This is a genomic window from Streptomyces sp. NPDC001663 (assembly GCF_042893105.1).
GTDB lineage: Bacteria > Actinomycetota > Actinomycetes > Streptomycetales > Streptomycetaceae > Streptomyces.
Window position 1 is genome coordinate 152741 of record NZ_JBIAUR010000003.1, and the last position, 20845, is coordinate 173585.

Sequence of the window (20845 nt, forward strand, 5' to 3'; positions counted from 1 at the left end):
CACATGGCAGGCGACCGGGCGGACTGGGCCGTAGAACTGCACGGAGTGCAACGGCGCTACGGCCGAGGCCGGACCGCCGTGCACGCCCTGCGCGGCATCGACCTCACCCTCCGGCCCGGCACCTTCACCGCCGTGATGGGCCCCTCCGGCTCCGGCAAGTCCACGTTCCTGCAGTGCGCGGCCGGGCTCGACCGCCCCACCACCGGCACCGTCCGCCTCGGCGGCACGGAGATCACCGGCATGAAGGAGAACAAGCTCACCGCCCTGCGCCGCACCCGCCTCGGCTTCGTCTTCCAGGCCTTCAACCTGCTCCCGTCCCTCACGGTCGAGCAGAACGTCGTCCTCCCGATGCGCCTGGCCGGCCACCGCCCCGACCGCCGCCGCACCGCCGACGTACTGGCTCAGGTCGGCCTGACCGACAAGGCCCGCCGCCGCCCCGCCCAGTTGTCCGGCGGCCAGCAGCAACGCGTGGCGATCGCCCGTGCGTTGGTCACCCGCCCCGACGTGGTCTTCGCGGACGAACCGACGGGCGCCCTGGACACCACCACGGCCGCCGAGATCCTCTCCCTCCTGCGCCAGGCCGTGGACACCCACACGGCCACGGTCGTCATGGTCACCCACGACCCGTCGGCCGCGGCCTGGGCGGACCGGGTGCTGTTCCTGGCGGACGGCGAGATCGTGGGCCACCTGGACCGCGGAACCCCGGCACAGATCGCGGCCCGTATGACGGCCCTCACGGCACCGGACTCCTTCACGCAGGCGGCAGCCTGATGTTCGCCCCCAACGGCCTGGCCCGCGCGGCCCTCCGCTTCCGCCCCGCCACCTTCATCGGCACCTTCATCGCCCTGGCGATGGCCGCCATGGTCGTCTCGGCCTGCGGCATCTTCCTGGAAACGGGCATCCGTGCCACCGTCCCGCCCGCCCGCTACGCCGCCGCCCCCGTCGTGGCCGCCGCCGACCAACGCGCCCCCTACGGCCACGGCGACGACGCGGACAGCGAACCGCTGCCCGACCGAGCCCGCCTGGACGCCTCCCTGGTTGCGAGGGCGGCCTCGGCCCCCGGCGCCCGCACAGCGGTGGCCGACGTCACGTTCCCCATTGGCGGCCCGCACTCGACCACCCTCACCGCCCACAACTGGTCCTCCACCACCTTCACCGGCGAAAAGCTCACCGCGGGCCACGCACCCGCCTCCGGCGAGGTAGTCCTGAACCGGGGCACCGTAGGCGACCGCATCACCCTCACCACCCCCGACGGCCCCCACACGTACCGCGTCTCCGGGACCGCCAACACCCGTGAATTCACCGCCTGGTTCACCGACGACGAAGCCCTACGACGCTCGGGCCATCCCGACCGCGTAGACGCCATCGCCGTACTCCCCAAGCCCGGCGTCCCGACCGGCACCCTCAGGTCCCAAGTGGCGCAAGCCCTCGGCAAACACGCCGAGCTGCACACCGGCGACGACCGCGGCACCGTGGAGACCCCCGCCCTCACCGAGGCCAGGGAGACCCTCATGGGCATCGGCGGCTCCTTCGGCGGCATCGCCACCATGGTCGCCGTCTTCACCGCGGCCGGCACCGTGGCCCTCGGTGTGGGCCAACGCGCCCGTGAATTCGCCCTGTTGCGGGCCATCGGCACCACCCCACGCCAGATCCGCCGCACGATCGCCACCGAGACCCTCCTGGTGGCTCCGCTCGCGGGCGCCTTCGGCTGTCTGCCCGGAATCGCCCTGGCCCGTTGGTGGTTCGGGCAGCTGAAGGACAAGGGCGCGATCCCGGAGCCCGTCCACCTCGCCGTCTCCTGGATCCCGCTCGTCTCGGCCATCGGCGCGGTCCTCCTCACGGCCCTGCTCTCCGGCTACATGGCCGCCCACCGCAGCTCCCGCATCAAGCCCGGCCAGGCGCTGACCGAGGCGTCCGTGGAGCGGCTGCGCCCCGGCTGGATCCGCACACCACTCGGCATCGCGGCCGCGGCCGGCGGCATCGTCTGCGCCGGTCTCGCCTCGTCCCTCACCGGCGAGGACGCGGCCAACGCGGCCCTCGGAGTCGTCTTCCTCTTCATGCTCGCCGTGGCCCTGCTCGGCCCGTTCGTGGCCCGGGCCTGCGCCGCCCTGTTCGGCCTGCCGCTGCGCGGCGCGGGCGCCTCCGCGGTGCTCGCGGCCGCCAACTCCCGCACCAACGCCCGCCGTCTGGCCTCCGCGATCACCCCGATCGTGCTCGCCATGGCGTTCTCGTCCGTCCTGATCTTCATGCAGACCAGCACGGACCACGTCACCGCCGACCAGCAGCACGCCGGCATCCGCGCCGACCACATCGTCACCGCCGACCCGGGCCTGCCCCCGGACGCCGTACGACGAGCGGAGCGCACCCCCGAAGTCACGGCGGCCGTGGGCCTGTTGAAGAGCGCCGTACTCGTCCCGGCCACCGGCGGCCTGGAACCGGCCACCGCGCAGGGTGTCACGGGCTCGGCCCACGACCTGACCGCCGTACAGGACCTGGACGTTAAGAAGGGCCAACTGACCCTCGAACCAGGCGAGATCGCCGTAGACGCCACCCTCGCCGACAACTCCCACGTCAAGGTCGGCGACCGCCTCCACCTCCGCCTGCCCGACGGCACGACGGCCTCACCGGTGATCACGGCGACGTACGGACGAGGCATGGGGCTCTCCCAGGTCACCATGGCCCGCGCCGACCTCGCCGGCCACGTCACCTCCGCCTACGACACCGAGCTGTGGACGAAGGGCGGAACGGCCGCCGGTCTCAAGGCACTCGGCACCGTCCTCGACCGCGCCGACTACACCACCGCCCAGTCCCTGGACCGCGAGCTCAACGCCTGGGCCAACGCCGTCATGGCCGGAGTCCTCGGCGGCTTCGCGGCCGTCGCCGCCGTCAACACGCTGGTGATGACCGTCCTCGACCGCCGCCGCGAACTCGGCACGCTCCGCCTCATCGGCTCCACCCGCAGCCAGGTCCTGCGCATGATCCGCTGGGAGGCCCTCCTGGTCGCCCTCGCGGGCATCGCCCTCGGCACGGCGATCGCCCTCGCCACGCTGGTACCGCTGATGAAGGGGCTGACAGGGCAGGGGCCGTACATACCGCCTCTGGTGTACGGCACTTTCGCGGGCGCGATCGTCGTCCTCGGGGTGACGGCCGCGACCCTCCCGGCCCGCGCCGCCCTCCGCAAGGAGACACTGGAGGAGTGACGCACACCCCTCAGTTGACCCTGGCCGAAGTGGAAGCCGTGGCCCGCGCCGCCCACGAAGGGCAGACCGACAAGGCCGGACGGCCCTACGCCGAACACCTCCGGGCCGTCGCCGAGGGCGTACGCGCACGCGGCGGCGACGAGGAGCAGATCGCGGCGGCCTGGCTGCACGACGCCGTCGAGGACGACGCGCTCTCCGAGCAGTGGCTGAAAGAGGCCGCGCTGAGCCGCCGTACGAAAGACATCGTCCGCGCGGTCACCAAGCGGGCGGGGGAGGGGCCCGAGGAGTACGCCGCGCGGATCCTCGCCACACCGGGCGCGCTCCTGGTGAAGGAGGCGGACCTGGCCCACAACGCCGACCCGTCCCGCCTGGCCCGTCTCACCGACGAGCCCACCCGCAAAAGACTGACCGAGAAGTACGCCCGGATGCGCGCACTTCTCGGTCTGCAGGGTGACTAGGCCGGGACCTTCTCGCGCTGGTCGCGCTTCTCGGCCCGCTCCCGCTGCCGTGCAAGTTCCGCCGCGTCGCTCTTGAAGGCCCACTTCATCTCGGGCTCCATCGCGAACTTGAAGACCCGCTGCACCGGCGGAGTGCAGAGCAGGGTGACGGCGGCGGCGAAGACCAGCGTCACGAAGATCTCGCCGAGCGGCTTGTGCAGCCACTTGTGGTCGAACCAGCCGTAGAAGTCACCGGCCTTCACCAGGAACCCGTGCAGCAGATAGCCGTAGAGCGTGCCGGCGCCGAGCGCCGTGAACCACATCTTCCGGCGCGGCACCCAGGCGAAGAAGCAGGCGGTCAGCAGCAGCGAGCAGCCGAACAGGGCGAGCACCATGACCGGCCCGGTCCACCACGGCGCGTTCAACTCCTGTGCGGCGTCACGGTGGTAGAACCACGCGGTGTCCATGCGGGGTACCGCCCACCAGCCGACGGCCAGCGCGCCCGCGACGATCGGCACCGACAGGATCCGCATCTTCCGCGTGCGCACCATCTGGAAGTGCTCGGGCTTCATGCACAGACCCAGCACGAAGTACGGCAGGAACTGCAGGACCCGCTGCAGGTCCAGGTCGTTGCCGATCTCCGGCGAGACGGACCCGAACATCGCGATCCCGAGCGCGACGGGCAGCGGCCAGCGCAGGCTCTTCCACAGGGGGGTCGTCAGGCGCCAGACGAACAGCGCGACCAGGAACCAGGTGAGATACCAGGGGTCGAGCAGACTGACGGTCATGCCCGGGTCGTGGTCGCCATAACGCTTGAAGAGGCTGTACGCCGTCTCGAAGAGGACATACGGCACGACGACGCCGGTGACCAGCCGCCTCAGACGGTCGGGGCGCATGTCGAAACTGCGCGAGAAATAGCCGGAGATGATGATGAACGCCGGCATGTGGAAGCTGTACACGACGGTGTACACGCCCTCCAGGATGCGGCTGTCACCCTTGAGCGGCTCCCAGGAGTGGCCCATGGCCACCAGGACGATCGCCAGGTACTTCGCGTTGTCGAAGAACGCGTCGCGTTGTCTGCCGGGTTTGGGGGTTTTGGTCTGCTGTTCCTGCGGTGAGCGCGGACTCGGCACTCCCGACGCCGGCGGCTGTGCCGGAGGGAGCGGCGCTCTGTTGTGGCCGTGCGGTCGCAACGAGTTCGTCACAGACCCTCCCCCCAGAAACTGGGGGAGACGATCCCGGACCTCGCTGCACGTGCGGGGGACGAGGCAGCGTCAAACATCTGAGGCACCCTAGCGTCGTCTGTGGGTTTTCGTAAAACTCCCCACGTCATTCCTGGTTATTGGCTTCGAGTACCCGTGATTAACGGAAGTTGACGCCTCTGTGGAGGTGACGGTCAACACACCATTACATGTCCTGGTTGTCACGACTCATCCCGACTAAACGGGGCATATGACCAGGGGGCGACTCTGGTGGAATGTCCACTTCATTGCCCTTTTGTGGGGCGGTCGTTGGCGGTTCGGATGTGCCCGTGGCAACAATTCGAATTACCTGCGAACGCGTTGTGTGGACATGGAAACGATCCCGCCGAATTCTCTGTGCGGGTGCACCGTCGAATTGCCGTGCGGCGGGCGGGGGTTGGGGCTTCGCGCGCGGGCGCGTCCTCATGGTTCGGCCATGGGTCGGGCAAAGGTACGGCACAGGTGTGGCCGACGATGCCTCACGGGCCGCATACGCGGGCCTGGTTGGTGGCACGATGGTTCTGGCGGGGGTGCGCGGGCTGGCACTCCCGGGCCGGGAGAGCGGACCGACCGTAGGGTGTGATCAGTTGTGGCCATTTCGTTGTCAGTGGTGCTTCTGTTGGCGATCATCCTGGTGGTGTTGATCCGGGGAGGATCCATCAAGGCCGGTCCCGCCATCGTCGCGGTGCTCTTCGGCTTCTTCCTCGCCTCGACCGGCATGGCCCCGTCGATCAACCGGTTCCTCAACTCGATAGCGGAGACCATCAACTCGATCAGTTTCTGATGCGAGTCCGATCCGGGGAGCTGCGCTCGGCCGTCGGAGGGCTTTCGTGAGGGGCACCCTTCCGGGTGAACGTGTGCCTGCACAGCGTGCGGCTGCGCGGCCGACTGCCGGCTTCGAGCCGCGCCCGGTGGCGACAGCCAAGTCGCCGGGCGGCGGGTAGTCGAGGGCGAGCCCGAACCGGCCGGCCTCCCGGACCCCGCCCGAGTCGGCCCCGACGACATCCGCTCGGTGTACGGCGTGGACGTACGGCGTCTGTGAAAGCGGTTGTACCGGGGTCGCCCCACCGCATGATCGGGCCGATCGCGGGTAAACGAGGGACGTCATGGAGTGACCGGCTTCTCAGCAAGGGTGTGCACCATGAACGAAATCCCCGCCGAGCTCTTCGAGGCAGTGGCCCGGGACGCTCTGCGGGATCTGTCCGCAGCTCCCGACCGCGGGGCCCTGGAGGCGCTGTCGGGCTGCGACGTGCTGATCCCTGCGGTCAGCGGGATCCGTTACTCGCGTGACCGCAGTGAGTTCGTGCGGTTCGTGCTGCCGGTGATCGAGGGCGTGAACGACGCCCCCAAGGTCATGGTCTTCACCTCGGAGGAGCGGCTCCTGAGCGCCTTCCCCCAGGTGCCCTGCTACCGGCCCATCACCTTGCGGCAGCTGGCCGCCCACTGGCCGACCGACGAGGTCGTGCTGGTCATCGACGCCGGACACGAGGACGCGCTGACCCTGTCCGCCCACGAGGCCCGCTGGCTGCTCGCCCGCTGCCTCACCTGAACGAGGTCCGAAACGACCAGGGCCGGGACGGAGGAAGAAACCTCTGTCCCGGCCCTGAGCCGTATGGAGCGGGCGACGGGAATCGAACCCGCGTAGCTAGTTTGGAAGACTAGGGCTCTACCATTGAGCTACGCCCGCACAGCACGCGCCGCAGGTCAGATGACCGCGGCACAGAAGGCATCGTAGCGGGTCGGCCCGCTTCGCCGCACACCCCATTCCCGCCCGCACCGCCTCTTCACCGGCGCTCGGGAAATGCGGCAGCCGCACTGCCTGCGGGCATGTACCCTACGTGTCGCACCAGACGGGGTGTGGCGCAGCTTGGTAGCGCGTCCGCTTTGGGAGCGGAAGGCCGTGGGTTCAAATCCCGCCACCCCGACCACGGGCCGGTCAACACCGGCCACCCGCGCAATCACCTCCTGTGATCGCGTCCCGTGATCGCCTTTGGGGCGTGTCGCCGCTGCCGTTACTATGCAAGCTGCACGCCCGTGTGTCTCTCCCCTACGAAGTCCTCCGGGCGGCGAATCCGCCGGAGCCGTTCTGGCCCCGGCAGAAACCAAGAAGTCAGCCATCAAGGAGACCGAACCGTGAAGAGCGCCGTGGAGACCCTGAACCCGACTCGGGTTCGGCTCACTGTCGAGGTGCCCTTCGAGGAGCTCAAGGACAGCCTCGACGCGGCGTACAAGAAGATCAACCAGCAGGTCACGGTGAAGGGCTTCCGGAAGGGCAAGATCCCGGCGCGCGTCATCGACCAGCGGTTCGGCCGCGGTGCGGTCCTGGAGGAGGCGGTCAACGACGCGCTTCCGAAGTTCTACACGGAGGCGGTCAACGAGGCCGAGCTCAACGTCCTCGGCCAGCCCGAGGTCGACATCACGGAGCTGAAGGACGGCGAGACGCTGAACTTCACCGCCGAGGTCGACATCCGCCCCGCTCTCGAGATCCCGGACTACTCCGGCATCGAGGTCGAGGTCGACGCCGTCGAGGTCACCGACGAGGACGTCGAGAAGTCCGTCGAGCAGCTCCGCGAGCGCTTCGCGTCGACCTCCCCGGTCGAGCGCGCCGCCGAGGACGGCGACGTCGTCACCATCGACCTCGAGGCCAAGGTCGAGGGCGAGGTCCTCGAGGACGGTGTGGCGAGCGGCGTCTCGTACACGATCGGCTCCGGCGAGCTCCTCGACGGCATCGACGACGCCGTGAAGGGCCTGGAGGCCGGTGGCGAGGCCACCTTCACCTCCGAGCTCAAGGGCGGCTCCGCGGCCGGCAAGGAGGCCGAGGTCACCGTCAAGGTCTCCCAGGTCGCCGCGCGTGAACTGCCGGAGCTGGACGACGAGTTCGCGCAGCTCGCCTCCGAGTTCGACACCCTCGAGGAGCTCAAGGCCGACAGCCGCAAGCGCCTCGAGAACATGAAGCAGTACGACCAGGCCACGCAGGCCCAGGAGCGCGTCCTGGAGAAGCTGCTCGAGCTGGTCGAGGTCCCGGTCCCCGAGAAGCTGCTCGAGGACGAGATCAACACCCGTAAGCACAACCTCGAGCACCACCAGCTCGGTCAGATGGGCCTCGACCTCGCGAAGTACCTGGAGATCCAGGGCAAGACCGAGGAGGAGTTCGACGCCGAGACCGAGGAAGCCGCGGTCAAGGGCATCAAGACCCAGTTCGTGCTCGACGAGCTCGTCAAGCAGGAGAAGCTGAACGTCAACCAGGAGGAGCTCACCGAGCACCTCATGCGCCGCGCGGCCTCCTCCGGCATGTCCCCCGACCAGTTCGCCCAGGCGGTCGTCGAGGGCGGGCAGGTTCCGCTCCTGGTCGGCGAGGTCGCCCGCGGCAAGGCCCTCGCGGTCGTCGTCGAGGCCGCCACGGTCAAGGACACCAACGGCGAGGTCATCGACCTGGACGACGAGGACGAGGTCGAGTCGGCCGCCGAGGTCGCCGCCGAGGCCACCGAGGGCGACGCGGTCGAGGCCACCGACGAGAAGACCGAGGGCTGACGCCCACGGCGCCTGGCACGTCGTAGGAAGGGCTCCGGGGACGTATGTCGCCGGGGCCCTTCCGGCTTCCCACGGCGCTACGCCCCCGGCGAACACCCCCCTCTGCGGGATTCCCCGAAGGGACCAGCGCGTTAGGGTCCATGAGTACGAGGGCAGGGAAGTCGGCGAACCGCCGGACAGCCCCTCGCCCCGGCAGAACACGTGAGACGGCCGGACGCCGTCGTAAGACGAGCAGGTGGATACGTGACGAATCTGATGCCCTCCGCCGCCGGCGAGCCCTCCATCGGCGGTGGCCTCGGCGACCAGGTCTACAACCGGCTGCTCAACGAGCGGATCATCTTCCTCGGCCAGCCGGTCGACGACGACATCGCGAACAAGATCACCGCACAGTTGCTGCTCCTTGCCGCTGCCGACCCCGACAAGGACATCAACCTCTACATCAACAGCCCGGGCGGCTCGATCACGGCCGGTATGGCGATCTACGACACCATGCAGTTCATCAAGAACGACGTGATGACGATCGCCATGGGCCTCGCCGCGTCCATGGGCCAGTTCCTGCTCAGCGCGGGCACCCCGGGCAAGCGCTTCGCCCTCCCGAACGCCGAGATCCTGATCCACCAGCCCTCCGCGGGCCTGGCCGGTTCGGCGTCGGACATCAAGATCCACGCCGAGCGACTGCTGCACACCAAGAAGCGCATGGCCGAGCTCACGGCCCAGCACACGGGCCAGACCGTCGAGCAGGTCACCCGGGACTCGGACCGCGACCGCTGGTTCGACCCCGAGGAGGCCAAGGCGTACGGCCTCATCGACGACGTCATCAGCACAGCTGCCGGCATCCCGGGCGGCGGCGGCACCGGGGTCTGACCGCCCCGTGGGGCCGAATCGGCCCCAGCAAGCCCCCCAGCCGACCGCCACAGCTCCTAGGAGACAGACAGTGAACGACATCCCCGGCAGCGGTCTGTTCGACCGCACGCGCGCCGAGTACACGGGCCCGGCCGCCGAGTCCCGCTACGTCATCCCGCGCTTCGTCGAGCGCACCTCGCAGGGCATCCGCGAGTACGACCCGTACGCGAAGCTCTTCGAGGAGCGCGTGATCTTCCTGGGCGTGCAGATCGACGACGCCTCCGCCAACGACGTCATGGCGCAGCTGCTGTGCCTGGAGTCGATGGACCCCGACCGCGACATCTCGGTCTACATCAACAGCCCGGGCGGCTCCTTCACCGCGCTGACTGCGATCTACGACACCATGCAGTTCGTGAAGCCGGACATCCAGACGGTCTGCATGGGGCAGGCGGCCTCCGCCGCCGCCGTCCTGCTGGCCGCCGGTTCGCCGGGCAAGCGCATGGCGCTTCCGAACGCCCGCGTGCTGATCCACCAGCCGTACAGCGAGACGGGCCGCGGTCAGGTCTCCGACCTGGAGATCGCCGCCAACGAGATCCTCCGGATGCGCTCGCAGCTGGAGGAGATGCTGGCCAAGCACTCGACCACGCCGATCGAGAAGATCCGCGAGGACATCGAGCGCGACAAGATCCTCACGGCCGAGGACGCGCTGTCGTACGGCCTGATCGACCAGATCATCTCCACCCGGAAGATGAACAACTCGGCCGTCCGGTAGTCGGAAGGCTGTATTGTCTGCCGCCCCTTGGCCCGGTTGGTGTGCTTTGACACGCTGCACGTCAAAGTGAACCGCGCCAAGGGGGGCCCGAACGGGGGGCCCGGCAAGGTACCGTCGGATTAAGGCAGCACCAGGAGCCGCTGGACCTAGGCGTCTCCCAGGCGAAGGGGAAGCACACCGTGGCACGCATCGGTGACGGCGGCGATCTGCTCAAGTGCTCGTTCTGCGGCAAGAGCCAGAAGCAGGTCAAGAAGCTCATCGCAGGGCCTGGTGTGTACATCTGCGACGAGTGCATCGACCTCTGCAACGAGATCATCGAGGAAGAGCTCGCGGAGACCAGCGAGGTGCGCTGGGAGGAACTCCCCAAGCCCCGCGAGATCTACGAGTTCCTCGAGGGCTACGTGGTCGGCCAGGAGGCCGCCAAGAAGGCCCTCTCGGTAGCGGTCTACAACCACTACAAGCGCGTCCAGGCCGGCGAGAACGGCGGCGGCAGCGGCCGTGACGACGCGATCGAGTTGGCGAAGTCCAACATCCTGCTGCTCGGCCCCACGGGCTCGGGCAAGACCCTCCTCGCCCAGACGCTGGCGCGCATGCTGAACGTCCCGTTCGCCATCGCCGACGCGACGGCGCTGACGGAGGCGGGTTACGTGGGCGAGGACGTCGAGAACATCCTGCTGAAGCTCATCCAGGCTGCGGACTACGACGTCAAGAAGGCCGAGACGGGCATCATCTACATCGATGAGATCGACAAGGTCGCGCGGAAGAGTGAAAACCCGTCGATCACGCGCGATGTGTCGGGCGAGGGCGTCCAGCAGGCCCTGCTGAAGATCCTGGAGGGCACGACTGCGTCTGTGCCCCCGCAGGGCGGGCGGAAGCACCCCCACCAGGAGTTCATCCAGATCGACACGACGAACGTCCTGTTCATCGTGGGCGGTGCCTTCGCGGGCCTGGAGAAGATCATCGAGTCCCGGGCCGGCGCGAAGGGCATCGGCTTCGGCGCGACGATCCGCTCGAAGCGCGAGCTGGAGGCCAAGGACCAGTTCGAGGACGTCATGCCGGAGGACCTGGTCAAGTTCGGCATGATCCCCGAGTTCATCGGCCGCCTCCCCGTCATCACCTCGGTCCACAACCTGGACCGCGAGGCCCTGCTCCAGATCCTGGTCGAGCCGCGCAACGCCCTGGTGAAGCAGTACCAGCGTCTCTTCGAACTCGACGGAGTGGAGCTGGACTTCGAGCGCGAGGCCCTGGAGGCCATCGCCGACCAGGCCATCCTCCGCCAGACGGGCGCGCGAGGCCTGCGCGCCATCATGGAGGAGGTCCTGATGTCGGTGATGTACGAGGTCCCGTCCCGCAAGGACGTGGCACGCGTCGTCATCACGGCGGACGTCGTCCACTCGAACGTGAACCCGACGCTGATTCCGCGGGACGCGCGCAACGGGCGCGGGCCGGGGGAGCAGAAGACGGCGTAACCGCCGCACCGCAGACACCCGAAGGGGCCCCGGTCAACCGACCGGGGCCCCTTCGCAGTTGAGGCGTACGCCGCCCGTCAGGCCTTGACGCGCACGTCGTTGCGGAGCTTGGCCGCGAGGGCCGCCGTTTCGTCGATCGACGGGCTCGACCCGGCGGCGATGGAGGCGAAGCTGAAGGTGGTGACGTCGGCGACGGTGCTGTGGTCGCCCCAGATGCAGATGGGCATCTTGAAGGTCTTCGCGGCACCGGCGCTCGTCGACGACGCCTCGTCGTTCTCGAACTCGGCCACCTGGCACTTCATGATGCCGTTGGAGAAGCCCTCCGGGTGGACCTCCTCCGGGCTGCCGAGGAGCTTGCCCTTGGTGTCCTTGTCCTTCGTGGACTCGGACTTGATCTTCGCGAACATGGCGTCGACAACGGCCTCCGGGTCGTCGATGGTGCCGTAGACGCCGCCGAAGGACAGGTTCGACGCGGACAGCCCGGTGCCCTTGGCGTAGCCCGCGCTGACGCTCTTCGGGTCCTTCACGCCCCACTTCTCGAAGTCGGCCTTGTCGTCGTCGCTGAACGAGTCCGAACTGTCGGCGCTGTTCGACTTCTTGTACGTGCCGCTGATGACCGTCGCCGGCGTCGTCAGCTTGTGCGCACCGTCGTCCGTGATGCCACCGCCGCCGACGCCGCCACCCCCGCCGATCACGAAGTACACGCCGACACCGATCGCCGCCACGACCGCCACCGCACCGATGATCAGGCCCGTCTTCTTGCCGCCGCCACCGCTGGGCACGGGCGGCTGCGGGACCGTGTACTGCTGCTGGCCGTACGGGTCCTGGCCGTAGGCCTGCTGCTGGCCGTACGGCGGGGTCTGCGGCGGGACGCCCTGCGGGGCCTGCTGCGGGTAGCCGTAACCGGGCTGGCCCTGCGGAGGCTGCTGAGGGTAGCCATAGCCGGGCTGGGGGGCCTGCGGCGGCTGCTGGCCGTAGGGGCCCGGCTGGCCGTACGGTCCGGGCTGCTGGGGCTGCCCGCCGTACGGGCCCGGCTGGTTGTGACTCATTTCTGGGTTCCCCTCCAGATGCCTTATGTGGTCCTGACATCCTGGCCTAGACCCGGAGCGCGCGTTCCGGCGGGGGGCGCACCGTTACAGAACAAACGCGTTTCGGGACACCCCCGAGACACCCCTAAACTGGCCCCGTGACCGAGAACGCTCAGCAGCAGCCACCAGCGCCCAACACCGAACTGCCGACCCAGTACGCGCCGGCCGATGTAGAGGGCCCGCTGTACGAGCGCTGGGTAGAGCGCGGTTACTTCGAGGCTGACGAGAAGAGCGACAAGCCGTCGTACACCATCGTCATCCCGCCGCCGAACGTCACCGGTTCGCTGCACCTCGGGCATGCCTTCGAGCACACCCTCATCGACGCCCTCACCCGCCGCAAGCGCATGCAGGGCTTCGAGACGCTGTGGCAGCCGGGCATGGACCACGCCGGCATCGCCACGCAGAACGTGGTCGAGCGCGAGCTCGGCAAGGAGGGCAAGTCCCGGCACGACCTCGGCCGGGAGGCGTTCGTCGAGCGTGTCTGGCAGTGGAAGGCCGAGTCCGGCGGCCAGATCAGCGGCCAGATGCGGCGCCTCGGTGACGCCGTCGCCTGGTCGCGTGAGCGCTTCACCATGGACGAGGGCCTCTCGCAGGCCGTCCAGACCATCTTCAAGCGGCTCTACGACGACGAGCTCATCTACCGCGCCGAGCGCATCATCAACTGGTGTCCGCGCTGTCTGACGGCTATCTCGGACATCGAGGTCGAGTACCAGGACGACGACGGCGAGCTCGTCTCCATGAAGTACGGCGAAGGGGACGACACCATCGTCGTCGCCACGACCCGCGCCGAGACGATGCTGGGTGACACGGCCGTCGCCGTTCACCCCGAGGACGAGCGCTACAAGCACCTCGTCGGCAAGCTCATCAAGCTGCCCCTGACGGACCGTTCCATCCCCGTCGTCGCGGACGAGCACGTCGACCCGGAGTTCGGCACGGGCGCCGTCAAGGTCACCCCGGCCCACGACCCGAACGACTTCGAGATCGGCCAGCGGCACGACCTGCCGGCCATCACGATCATGGACGAGCACGCCGTCATCACCGCCCACGGCCCCTTCCAGGGCCTGGACCGGCTCGAGGCCCGCTCCGCCATCGTCGCCGCGCTGCGCGCCGAGGGCCGGATCGTCGCCGAGAAGCGGCCGTACGTCCACTCCGTCGGCCACTGCTCGCGCTGCAAGACCACCATCGAGCCGCGCCTGTCCATGCAGTGGTGGGTCAAGGTCGGCCCGCTCGCGAAGGCCGCCGGTGACGCGGTCCGCGAGGGCAAGGTCAAGATCCACCCGCAGGAGATGGAGAAGCGGTACTTCGACTGGGTCGACAACCTCCACGACTGGTGTATTTCACGGCAGTTGTGGTGGGGCCACCGCATTCCGGTCTGGTACGGCCCGAACGGCGAAGTCGTCTGCGTCGGTCCCGACGAGGAGCCCCCGAGCGGTGAGGGCTGGCGTCAGGACACGGACGTCCTCGACACCTGGTTCTCCTCCGGCCTCTGGCCCTTCTCGACGCTCGGCTGGCCCGAACAGACCGAGTCGCTCGCGAAGTTCTACCCGAACTCCGTCCTGGTCACCGGCTACGACATCCTCTTCTTCTGGGTCGCCCGGATGATGATGTTCGGCCTGTACGCGATGGACGGCACCCCGCCGTTCCACACCATCGCCCTGCACGGCATGGTCCGCGACCAGTTCGGCAAGAAGATGTCGAAGTCCTTCGGCAACGCGGTCAACCCGCTGGACTGGATGGACAAGTACGGCAGCGACGCCCTGCGCTTCACCCTCGCCCGCGGCGCCAACCCCGGCGTCGACGTCCCGATCGGCGAGGACTGGGTCCAGGGCTCCCGCAACTTCGCCAACAAGATCTGGAACGCCACGCGCTTCGCGCTGATGAACGGCGCGACGGTGGAGGGTCCGCTGCCGGACGCGTCGAAGATGTCCTCGACCGACCGCTGGATCCTGTCCCGTCTCAACACCGTCGTCGCCGAAGTCGACGCGTACTACGAGGACTTCCAGTTCGCCAAGTTGTCCGACGCCCTCTTCCACTTCGCCTGGGACGAGGTCTTCGACTGGTACGTCGAGCTGTCCAAGACGACGTTCCAGGCGGGCGGCGAGGCGGCCGAGGTCAGCAAGCGGGTCCTGGGCGAGGTCCTTGACGTCACCCTCAAGCTGCTGCACCCGGTGGTCCCGTTCGTCACGGAGACCCTCTGGACCACCCTCACGGGCGGCGAGTCGGTCGTCATCGCCGAGTGGCCGAAGGACAGTGGCTTCCGTGACCAGGCCGCCGAGCGGGAGATCGAGACCCTCCAGTCCGTCATCACCGAGGTCCGCCGCTTCCGCGCCGACCAGGGCCTGCAGCCGGGCCAGCGCGTCCCGGCCCGGCTGACCCTCGACGGCACGGACCTGGCCCCCCACGAGGCCGCCATCCGCCAGTTGCTGCGCCTGCAGCCGGAGGGCGAGTCCTTCACAGCGACGGCGACCCTGCCGATCTCCGGTGCCGAGGTGGCCCTCGACCTCTCCGGCACGATCGACGTCGCGGCGGAGCGCAAGCGCCTCGCGAAGGACCTGGCGGCGGCCGAGAAGGAGAAGGCCCAGGCCACCGCCAAGCTGGGCAACGAGGCGTTCCTGGCGAAGGCCCCCGACAACGTCGTGGAGAAGATCCGAGGCCGCCTGGCCAAGGCGGAGGAGGACATCACCCGGATCCGGGCCCAGCTGGACCGCCTGCCGGAGGCATGAGCGGTTGTGCGTGGACGAAGGCCCCCGGAGCTCGAGAGCTCCGGGGGCCTTCGCCTACGTCTGTCAGTGGTCGTCCGTAGACTGGCCCCGTGAGTGAAAGCGACCCCTTCGACGAGATCGTCGCCGCCGAGACCGACCGCGACCCCGACCTCGCGGTCATCGAGGCCGGCAGCCGCACCCTGCGCACCGGGGGCGGCCCGCAGCAGGCGGACGTGCCCGCGCGTCCCGAGGACCCCGAGGTCGACAAGGCGCTGCGCGAGGTCGAGGCGGAGCTCGCGACCCGCTGGGGCGAGACCAAGCTGGAGCCGTCGGTCAGCCGTATCTCCGCGCTGATGGACGTGCTGGGCGAGCCGCAGCGCTCGTACCCCTCGATCCACATCACCGGGACCAACGGCAAGACCTCCACCGCCCGGATGATCGAGGCCCTGCTCGGCGCCTTCGAGCTGCGCACGGGCCGCTACACCTCGCCCCACGTCCAGTCGATCACCGAGCGCATCAGCCTCGACGGGGCGCCGATCTCCGCCGAGCGGTTCATCGAGACGTACGAGGACATCAAGCCGTACATCGAGATGGTCGACGCGCAGCAGGAGTACCGCCTGTCGTTCTTCGAGGTGCTGACGGGCATGGCGTACGCGGCCTTCGCGGACGCGCCCGTCGACGTAGCCGTCGTGGAAGTGGGGATGGGTGGCTCCTGGGACGCCACGAACGTCATCGACGGGGACGTCGCCGTCGTCACCCCCATCGACCTCGACCACACCGACCGGCTCGGCGAGACGCCCGCCGCGATCGCCACCGAGAAGGCGGGCATCGTCAAGCAGGACGCGACGGTCATCCTGGCCCAGCAGCCGGTGGACGCGGCCCAGGTGCTGCTGAAGAAGGCCGTCGAGGTCGACGCCACCGTGGCCCGCGAAGGCCTGGAGTTCGGCGTCGTCGCCCGGCAGGTCGCCGTCGGCGGACAGTTGCTCACCCTGCGCGGTCTCGGCGGTGAGTACGAGGAGGTCTACCTCCCTCTGCACGGCCCCTACCAGGCCCACAACGCCGCCGTCGCGCTCGCCGCCGTGGAGGCGTTCTTCGGCGTCGGCTCCCAGCGCCCCGAGCGCCTCGACATCGACACGGTCCGCAAGGCCTTCGCCGCCGTCTCGTCGCCGGGCCGGCTCGAAGTCGTACGGCGCTCGCCCACCGTCGTCCTGGACGCCGCCCACAATCCGGCCGGCGCGCGCGCCACCGCCGAGGCGATCGGGGAGGCCTTCGACTTCAGCCGGCTGATCGGCGTGGTCGGGGCGAGCGGCGACAAGAACGTGCGAGGGCTGCTCGAGGCCTTCGAGCCGATCTTCGCCGAGGTCGTCGTCACGCAGAACTCCAGCCATCGCGCGATGGACGCCGACGAACTCGCCGCCATCGCCGTCGAGGTGTTCGGCGACGAGCGCGTCCAGGTCGAGCCGCGGCTGCCGGACGCCCTGGAGGCGGCGATCACCCTGTCCGAGGAGGAGGGCGAGTTCGCGGGCGGCGGTGTGCTCGTCACCGGCTCCGTCATCACCGTCGGCGAGGCCCGACTGCTGCTGGGGAGGGGCTGACAACCCGTGCGTACGCTCTGTGCTTCGACCCTGATCGGCGAGCTGTTCGTGATCGGATTCGCCGGACTGGTCGCCATGAAGGACCCCGACCTGTCCGTGTCGACGGTGTGGACGGTCAGCGGCATCGCGATGTTCCTGTGCCTGGTGCTGTGCGGTGTCGTGACGCGTCCGGGCGGGATCGCCCTCGGCTGGGCCCTCCAGATCGCGCTCATCGCCTCCGGGTTCGTCGTCCCGACGATGTTCTTCATGGGCGCGATCTTCGCGGCCCTGTGGTGGGCCTCGGTGCACTACGGCAGAAAGATCGACGAGGCGAAGGCCCGCTTCGCGGCCCAGGCCACCTCCTCCACACCTGACGCTGCGTAACCCGATCTCGGACACGCCCTGTAACCTTCGAACACCCCGCACACTCTTGATCAATAGGAGCCCAGTCGTGAGCCAGCGCACCCTCGTCCTGCTCAAGCCCGACGCAGTCCGCCGTGGCCTGACCGGCGAGATCATCAGCCGTATCGAGCGCAAGGCCGGCTGGCAGATCACCGCGCTGGAGCTGCGCACCCTGGACCTGGACACCCTGGAGCAGCACTACGGCGAGCACAAGGGCAAGCCCTTCTACGAGCCGCTGGTGGAGTTCATGGCCTCCGGTCCGGTCGTCGCGCTGATCGTCGAGGGCGAGCGGGTCATCGAGGGGCTGCGCGCGCTGGCCGGGCCGACCGACCCGATCGCCGCCGCCCCCGGTTCCATCCGCGGCGACTACGGCGTGATCGTCCGCGAGAACCTCATCCACGCCTCCGACTCCGAGGAGTCCGCCGAGCGTGAGGTGAAGATCTTCTTCCCCGGCCGCGCCTGAAAACCCCGTATAACGATTTTCTTCTGAGGCACCGTCACCTCACCCACACGCCTGACCTGGGGCGGCCGAGCAAATCCGGCCGTCCCCTGGCATATGCGTGCCGATCGGGGGAACGAGTGCCCCCGATGGGACGTCTCCACAAGCGAGGCACCACATCATCTGCTGACAATGGCGAAGACCCTCGCGCGGTGTTCGTGCAGGCGCGTCTACGATGGAAGCCTTCACGTCACAGCACCCACTTCGCCGACCTGAAAAGCCCTCAAAAGCTACCAGGAAGGCCAGACGAATCCTGATGGGGAACTCAATGTCGTTCATCGGCCGTGACATGGCTGTCGACCTCGGGACCGCCAACACGCTGGTGTACGTCAGGGGTCGCGGGATCGTACTCAACGAGCCGTCCGTCGTCGCGATCAACACCAACACTGGTGGCATTCTCGCGGTCGGCGCCGAAGCGAAGAAGATGATCGGGCGCACGCCCGGCAACATCGTTGCCGTACGTCCGCTGAAGGACGGCGTCATCGCCGACTTCGAGATCACCGAGCGGATGCTCCGCTACTTCATCCTGAAGATCCACAAGCGGCGGTATCTGGCTCGCCCGCGGGTCGTCGTCTGCGTGCCCTCCGGCATCACGGGCGTCGAGCGGCGTGCCGTCATCGAGGCGTCGTCCCAGGCCGGCGCCCGTCAGGTGCACATCATCGAGGAGCCCATGGCGGCGGCCATCGGCTCCGGCCTGCCGGTCCACGAGGCCACGGGCAACATGGTGGTGGACATCGGTGGCGGCACCACCGAGGTTGCGGTCATCTCGCTCGGCGGCATCGTCACCGCCCAGTCCATCCGCGTCGCGGGCGACGAGTTGGACAATGCGATCATCCAGCACATCAAGAAGGAGTACAGCCTCCTTCTCGGTGAGCGGACGGCCGAGCAGATCAAGATCACGATCGGTTCGGCGTACGACCTCGACGCTGACGAACACACCGAAATCCGCGGCCGGGACCTCGTTTCCGGACTGCCCAAGACCGTCGTCATCTCCGCCGCCGAAGTCCGCAAGGCGATCGAGGAACCGGTCAACGCGATCGTCGACGCCGTCAAGACGACCCTCGACAAGTGCCCGCCGGAGCTGTCCGGCGACATCATGGACCGCGGAATCGTTCTGACCGGCGGCGGTGCGCTGCTGCGCGGCCTCGACGAGCGGCTGCGCCGTGAGACCGGCATGCCGATCCACATCGCCGAGGACCCGCTGGACAGCGTGGCGCTCGGATCGGGCAAGTGCGTCGAGGAGTTCGAGGCGCTCCAGCAGGTGCTGGACGCCCAGCCGCGCAGATGACGTAACTCTTCGATTCCGCCGTGCGAGATGATCTCCTCTCGTGCGGCGGATCGTTGATATAGAGGCATAAGCTCGCCCATAAAGCTCACCCCCCATACCTGCACATTCCTATGAGGAAGGCACGGCCGCCGCACGTGAGGGACACACGAGAGAGCCGGCTGCTCCTGGTGCTGCTGATCGCCATCGCGTTCGCGTTGATCACGGTGGACATCCGCGGCGGGGAGGACTCACCGGTCGACGGCGCCCGACAGGTCGCTGCCACCGTGTTCGGCCCGATCGAGGACGGGGTGTCGTCCGCGGTCAACCCGGTCGGCGACGCGGTCTCCGCGGTCCGTGACTCGGGCACCCGGCACGACCGGCTGGCCCGGCTGGAGAAGGAGAACGCGGCCCTCAAGGCGAAGCTCGGCAGCGACGACCGCAACTCCAGCCGCCTCAAACAGCTCGACAAGATGCTGAAGGTCTCCGCCGAGGGCCAGTACGGCATCAAGGGCGCGCAGGTCATCGCCATAGGGGCGGCCCAGGGCTTCTCCTGGACGATCACCATCGACATCGGCGCCAACGACGGGATCAAGCGGGACATGACCGTGCTGAACGGCGACGGTCTGGTCGGACGGGTCACCACCGTCGGACCCGACACCTCGACCGTCCTGCTCGCCAACGACCCCGACTTCACCGTGGGCACCCGCATGGAGGACAGCGACGAACTCGGCTTCGCCTCCGGACAGGGCGACCGCCCGCTGCGCGTCGAACTCCTCAACGGCAAGGCGGACGTGAAGAAGGGCGACCGGCTCGTCACCTTCGGCTCGCAGGCCGACAAGCCCTTCGTGCCCGGCGTCCCGGTCGGTGTCGTCTCCCGCGTCGAGCCCTCCGAGGGCGGCCTGACCCGCACCATCTACGTCAAGCCGTACGTCGGCTTCACCAAGCTCGACATCGTCGGCGTCGTCGTCGAGGCCCCGAAGAAGGACCCGCGCGACACCGTGCTCCCGAAGAAGCCCAAGCCGACCCCGACGCCGACGGTCACCGTCACGGTCACCCCGTCGGCGACCGCGCCCGTCGACGGCCAGCAGCAAGAGCAGCAGTAGGAGCTGAGTCCCTCATGCGTGTCAACCGGATCCTGCTCTCCTCGGCCCTGATCGTCGTAGCCCTGGTGCTCCAGGTGAGCGTCCTCGCCCGCCTCCATCTCCCGGGCGCCGTACCCGACTTGCTGCTGCTGACCGTGCTGGGCCTCGCCCTGGTGTACGGCCATGTCGGCGGCGCCCTCGTCGGCTTCGGCGCGGGCCTGCTCGCCGACCTCGCCCCGCCCGCCGACCACGCCGCCGGGCGCTACGCCCTGGTGCTGTGCGTCATCGGCTATCTCGCCGGGCTGGTCAAACCGGAGAACGGCCGGCTCAAATCGGCCACCGGCCCCATGCTCGTCGTGGTCGCCGCCGCGGTCGGCTCCACTTTGCTGTACGCCGGTGTGGGCGCCCTCGTCGGCGACACCGCCGCCCGCCATGTCGGCCTGGTCAGCCTGCTGTTCTCGGCGGCCGTGTACGACCTGCTCCTTGCGCCCTTCGTGGTCCCCGGGATCATGTTCCTGGCCCGACGCGCGGAGAACGACCCGCTCGCCGAGACCACCTCCTCGTCAAAGAAGGCCACCGACATCTCCTCCGGCTGGATCTCCGCCGGCACGGGCCTGAAGATCGGCGGCTCGCGCGGCGGCCTCGGCGGCCTGAAGACCAAGGCCCGGACCCGCACCGCGCGCGTGGGACGCATCAAGGGAGTCAAGCGGCTGTGATGGCGCGGGAGTTCACTCGAAC

At 68.8% G+C, this 20845-nt stretch carries 18 protein-coding genes and 2 tRNA genes; 17 read left to right on the top strand and 3 right to left on the bottom strand.

Annotation, left to right across the window (positions count from 1 at the left end; all coding sequences use genetic code 11):
- Positions 1-3: 3 nt before the first annotated feature.
- Genes ACFY1L_RS11225 through ACFY1L_RS11235 form a run of 3 tightly spaced genes read left to right on the top strand, consistent with a single transcriptional unit; the run spans position 4 to position 3658 of the window.
- Entirely contained in the window at positions 4-771 is a 768-nt protein-coding gene (locus tag ACFY1L_RS11225) for an ABC transporter ATP-binding protein (RefSeq protein ID WP_388821578.1), read from the top strand.
- Positions 771-3200, top strand: coding sequence for an FtsX-like permease family protein (locus ACFY1L_RS11230; protein ID WP_388821581.1), 2430 nt, complete (start codon positions 771-773; stop codon positions 3198-3200). Before ACFY1L_RS11225 ends, ACFY1L_RS11230 begins: the two co-directional genes overlap by 1 nt.
- The gene (locus ACFY1L_RS11235; RefSeq protein ID WP_388821584.1) at positions 3197-3658 is read left to right on the top strand and encodes an HD domain-containing protein; all 462 of its coding nucleotides are present in this window, start codon (positions 3197-3199) and stop codon (positions 3656-3658) included. The genes ACFY1L_RS11230 and ACFY1L_RS11235 overlap by 4 nt, the downstream gene beginning before the upstream one ends.
- Here ACFY1L_RS11235 and ACFY1L_RS11240 read toward each other — a convergent pair.
- Positions 3655-4842 (bottom strand): acyltransferase family protein, encoded by a 1188-nt coding sequence (locus tag ACFY1L_RS11240; RefSeq protein ID WP_388821587.1) that lies wholly within the window; start codon positions 4840-4842, stop codon positions 3655-3657. The two genes, ACFY1L_RS11235 and ACFY1L_RS11240, sit on opposite strands and share 4 nt — an antisense overlap.
- A gap of 625 nt (positions 4843-5467) precedes the next feature.
- Here ACFY1L_RS11240 and ACFY1L_RS11245 point away from each other — a divergent pair.
- Both ACFY1L_RS11245 and ACFY1L_RS11250 read left to right on the top strand, forming a co-directional pair.
- Positions 5468-5662: a hypothetical protein gene (locus ACFY1L_RS11245; RefSeq protein WP_016435177.1), complete on the top strand. Its 195-nt coding sequence runs from the start codon at positions 5468-5470 to the stop codon at positions 5660-5662.
- 357 nt (positions 5663-6019) lie between these two features.
- A complete protein-coding gene (locus tag ACFY1L_RS11250) occupies positions 6020-6427 on the top strand; it encodes an SseB family protein (RefSeq protein ID WP_388821590.1) in 408 nt (135 codons plus the stop codon).
- Between the two features lie 64 nt (positions 6428-6491).
- On the opposite strand, the gene ACFY1L_RS11255 is transcribed toward ACFY1L_RS11250, so the two are convergent.
- Positions 6492-6565: transfer RNA gene (locus tag ACFY1L_RS11255), tRNA-Gly, on the bottom strand.
- A gap of 164 nt (positions 6566-6729) precedes the next feature.
- Between ACFY1L_RS11255 and ACFY1L_RS11260 the strand changes: the two genes are divergently transcribed.
- The 5 genes from ACFY1L_RS11260 (at position 6730) to clpX (ending at position 11493) form a co-directional block, all read left to right on the top strand.
- Positions 6730-6806 (top strand) — tRNA-Pro (locus ACFY1L_RS11260).
- Between the two features lie 205 nt (positions 6807-7011).
- Entirely contained in the window at positions 7012-8409 is a 1398-nt protein-coding gene (tig, locus tag ACFY1L_RS11265; RefSeq protein ID WP_388821593.1) for a trigger factor, read from the top strand.
- Positions 8410-8664: 255 nt separating this feature from the next.
- Positions 8665-9273, top strand: coding sequence for an ATP-dependent Clp protease proteolytic subunit (locus tag ACFY1L_RS11270; RefSeq protein WP_388822900.1), 609 nt, complete (start codon positions 8665-8667; stop codon positions 9271-9273).
- Between the two features lie 70 nt (positions 9274-9343).
- Positions 9344-10024 (top strand): ATP-dependent Clp protease proteolytic subunit, encoded by a 681-nt coding sequence (locus ACFY1L_RS11275; protein WP_388821596.1) that lies wholly within the window; start codon positions 9344-9346, stop codon positions 10022-10024.
- Between the two features lie 179 nt (positions 10025-10203).
- Positions 10204-11493: an ATP-dependent Clp protease ATP-binding subunit ClpX gene (gene clpX / locus ACFY1L_RS11280; RefSeq protein WP_058925301.1), complete on the top strand. Its 1290-nt coding sequence runs from the start codon at positions 10204-10206 to the stop codon at positions 11491-11493.
- A gap of 77 nt (positions 11494-11570) precedes the next feature.
- Here the strand turns inward: clpX and ACFY1L_RS11285 are convergent, their stop codons facing one another.
- Positions 11571-12542: a hypothetical protein gene (locus tag ACFY1L_RS11285; RefSeq protein ID WP_388821599.1), complete on the bottom strand. Its 972-nt coding sequence runs from the start codon at positions 12540-12542 to the stop codon at positions 11571-11573.
- A 137-nt stretch (positions 12543-12679) separates the two neighbouring features.
- Here ACFY1L_RS11285 and ACFY1L_RS11290 point away from each other — a divergent pair, with 137 nt between their 5' ends.
- The 7 genes from ACFY1L_RS11290 to mreD all read left to right on the top strand — a co-directional run bounded on the left by ACFY1L_RS11290 (position 12680) and on the right by mreD (position 20823).
- Entirely contained in the window at positions 12680-15304 is a 2625-nt protein-coding gene (locus tag ACFY1L_RS11290) for a valine--tRNA ligase (RefSeq protein ID WP_388821602.1), read from the top strand.
- An 89-nt stretch (positions 15305-15393) separates the two neighbouring features.
- On the top strand, positions 15394-16878 hold the full coding sequence (locus ACFY1L_RS11295) for a bifunctional folylpolyglutamate synthase/dihydrofolate synthase (protein ID WP_388821605.1): 1485 nt from the start codon (positions 15394-15396) through the stop codon (positions 16876-16878).
- 6 nt (positions 16879-16884) lie between these two features.
- Positions 16885-17241 (top strand): DUF4233 domain-containing protein, encoded by a 357-nt coding sequence (locus ACFY1L_RS11300; protein ID WP_388821608.1) that lies wholly within the window; start codon positions 16885-16887, stop codon positions 17239-17241.
- A gap of 67 nt (positions 17242-17308) precedes the next feature.
- Positions 17309-17722 (top strand): nucleoside-diphosphate kinase, encoded by a 414-nt coding sequence (gene ndk / locus ACFY1L_RS11305; protein WP_388821610.1) that lies wholly within the window; start codon positions 17309-17311, stop codon positions 17720-17722.
- Positions 17723-18026: 304 nt separating this feature from the next.
- Positions 18027-19046, top strand: coding sequence for a rod shape-determining protein (locus ACFY1L_RS11310; protein WP_004931372.1), 1020 nt, complete (start codon positions 18027-18029; stop codon positions 19044-19046).
- Between the two features lie 134 nt (positions 19047-19180).
- Complete coding sequence (gene mreC, locus ACFY1L_RS11315; protein ID WP_388821613.1) at positions 19181-20128, top strand: rod shape-determining protein MreC; 948 nt, start codon at positions 19181-19183, stop codon at positions 20126-20128.
- Positions 20129-20142: 14 nt separating this feature from the next.
- On the top strand, positions 20143-20823 hold the full coding sequence (gene mreD / locus ACFY1L_RS11320; protein ID WP_388821616.1) for a rod shape-determining protein MreD: 681 nt from the start codon (positions 20143-20145) through the stop codon (positions 20821-20823).
- Positions 20824-20845 lie beyond the last annotated feature (22 nt).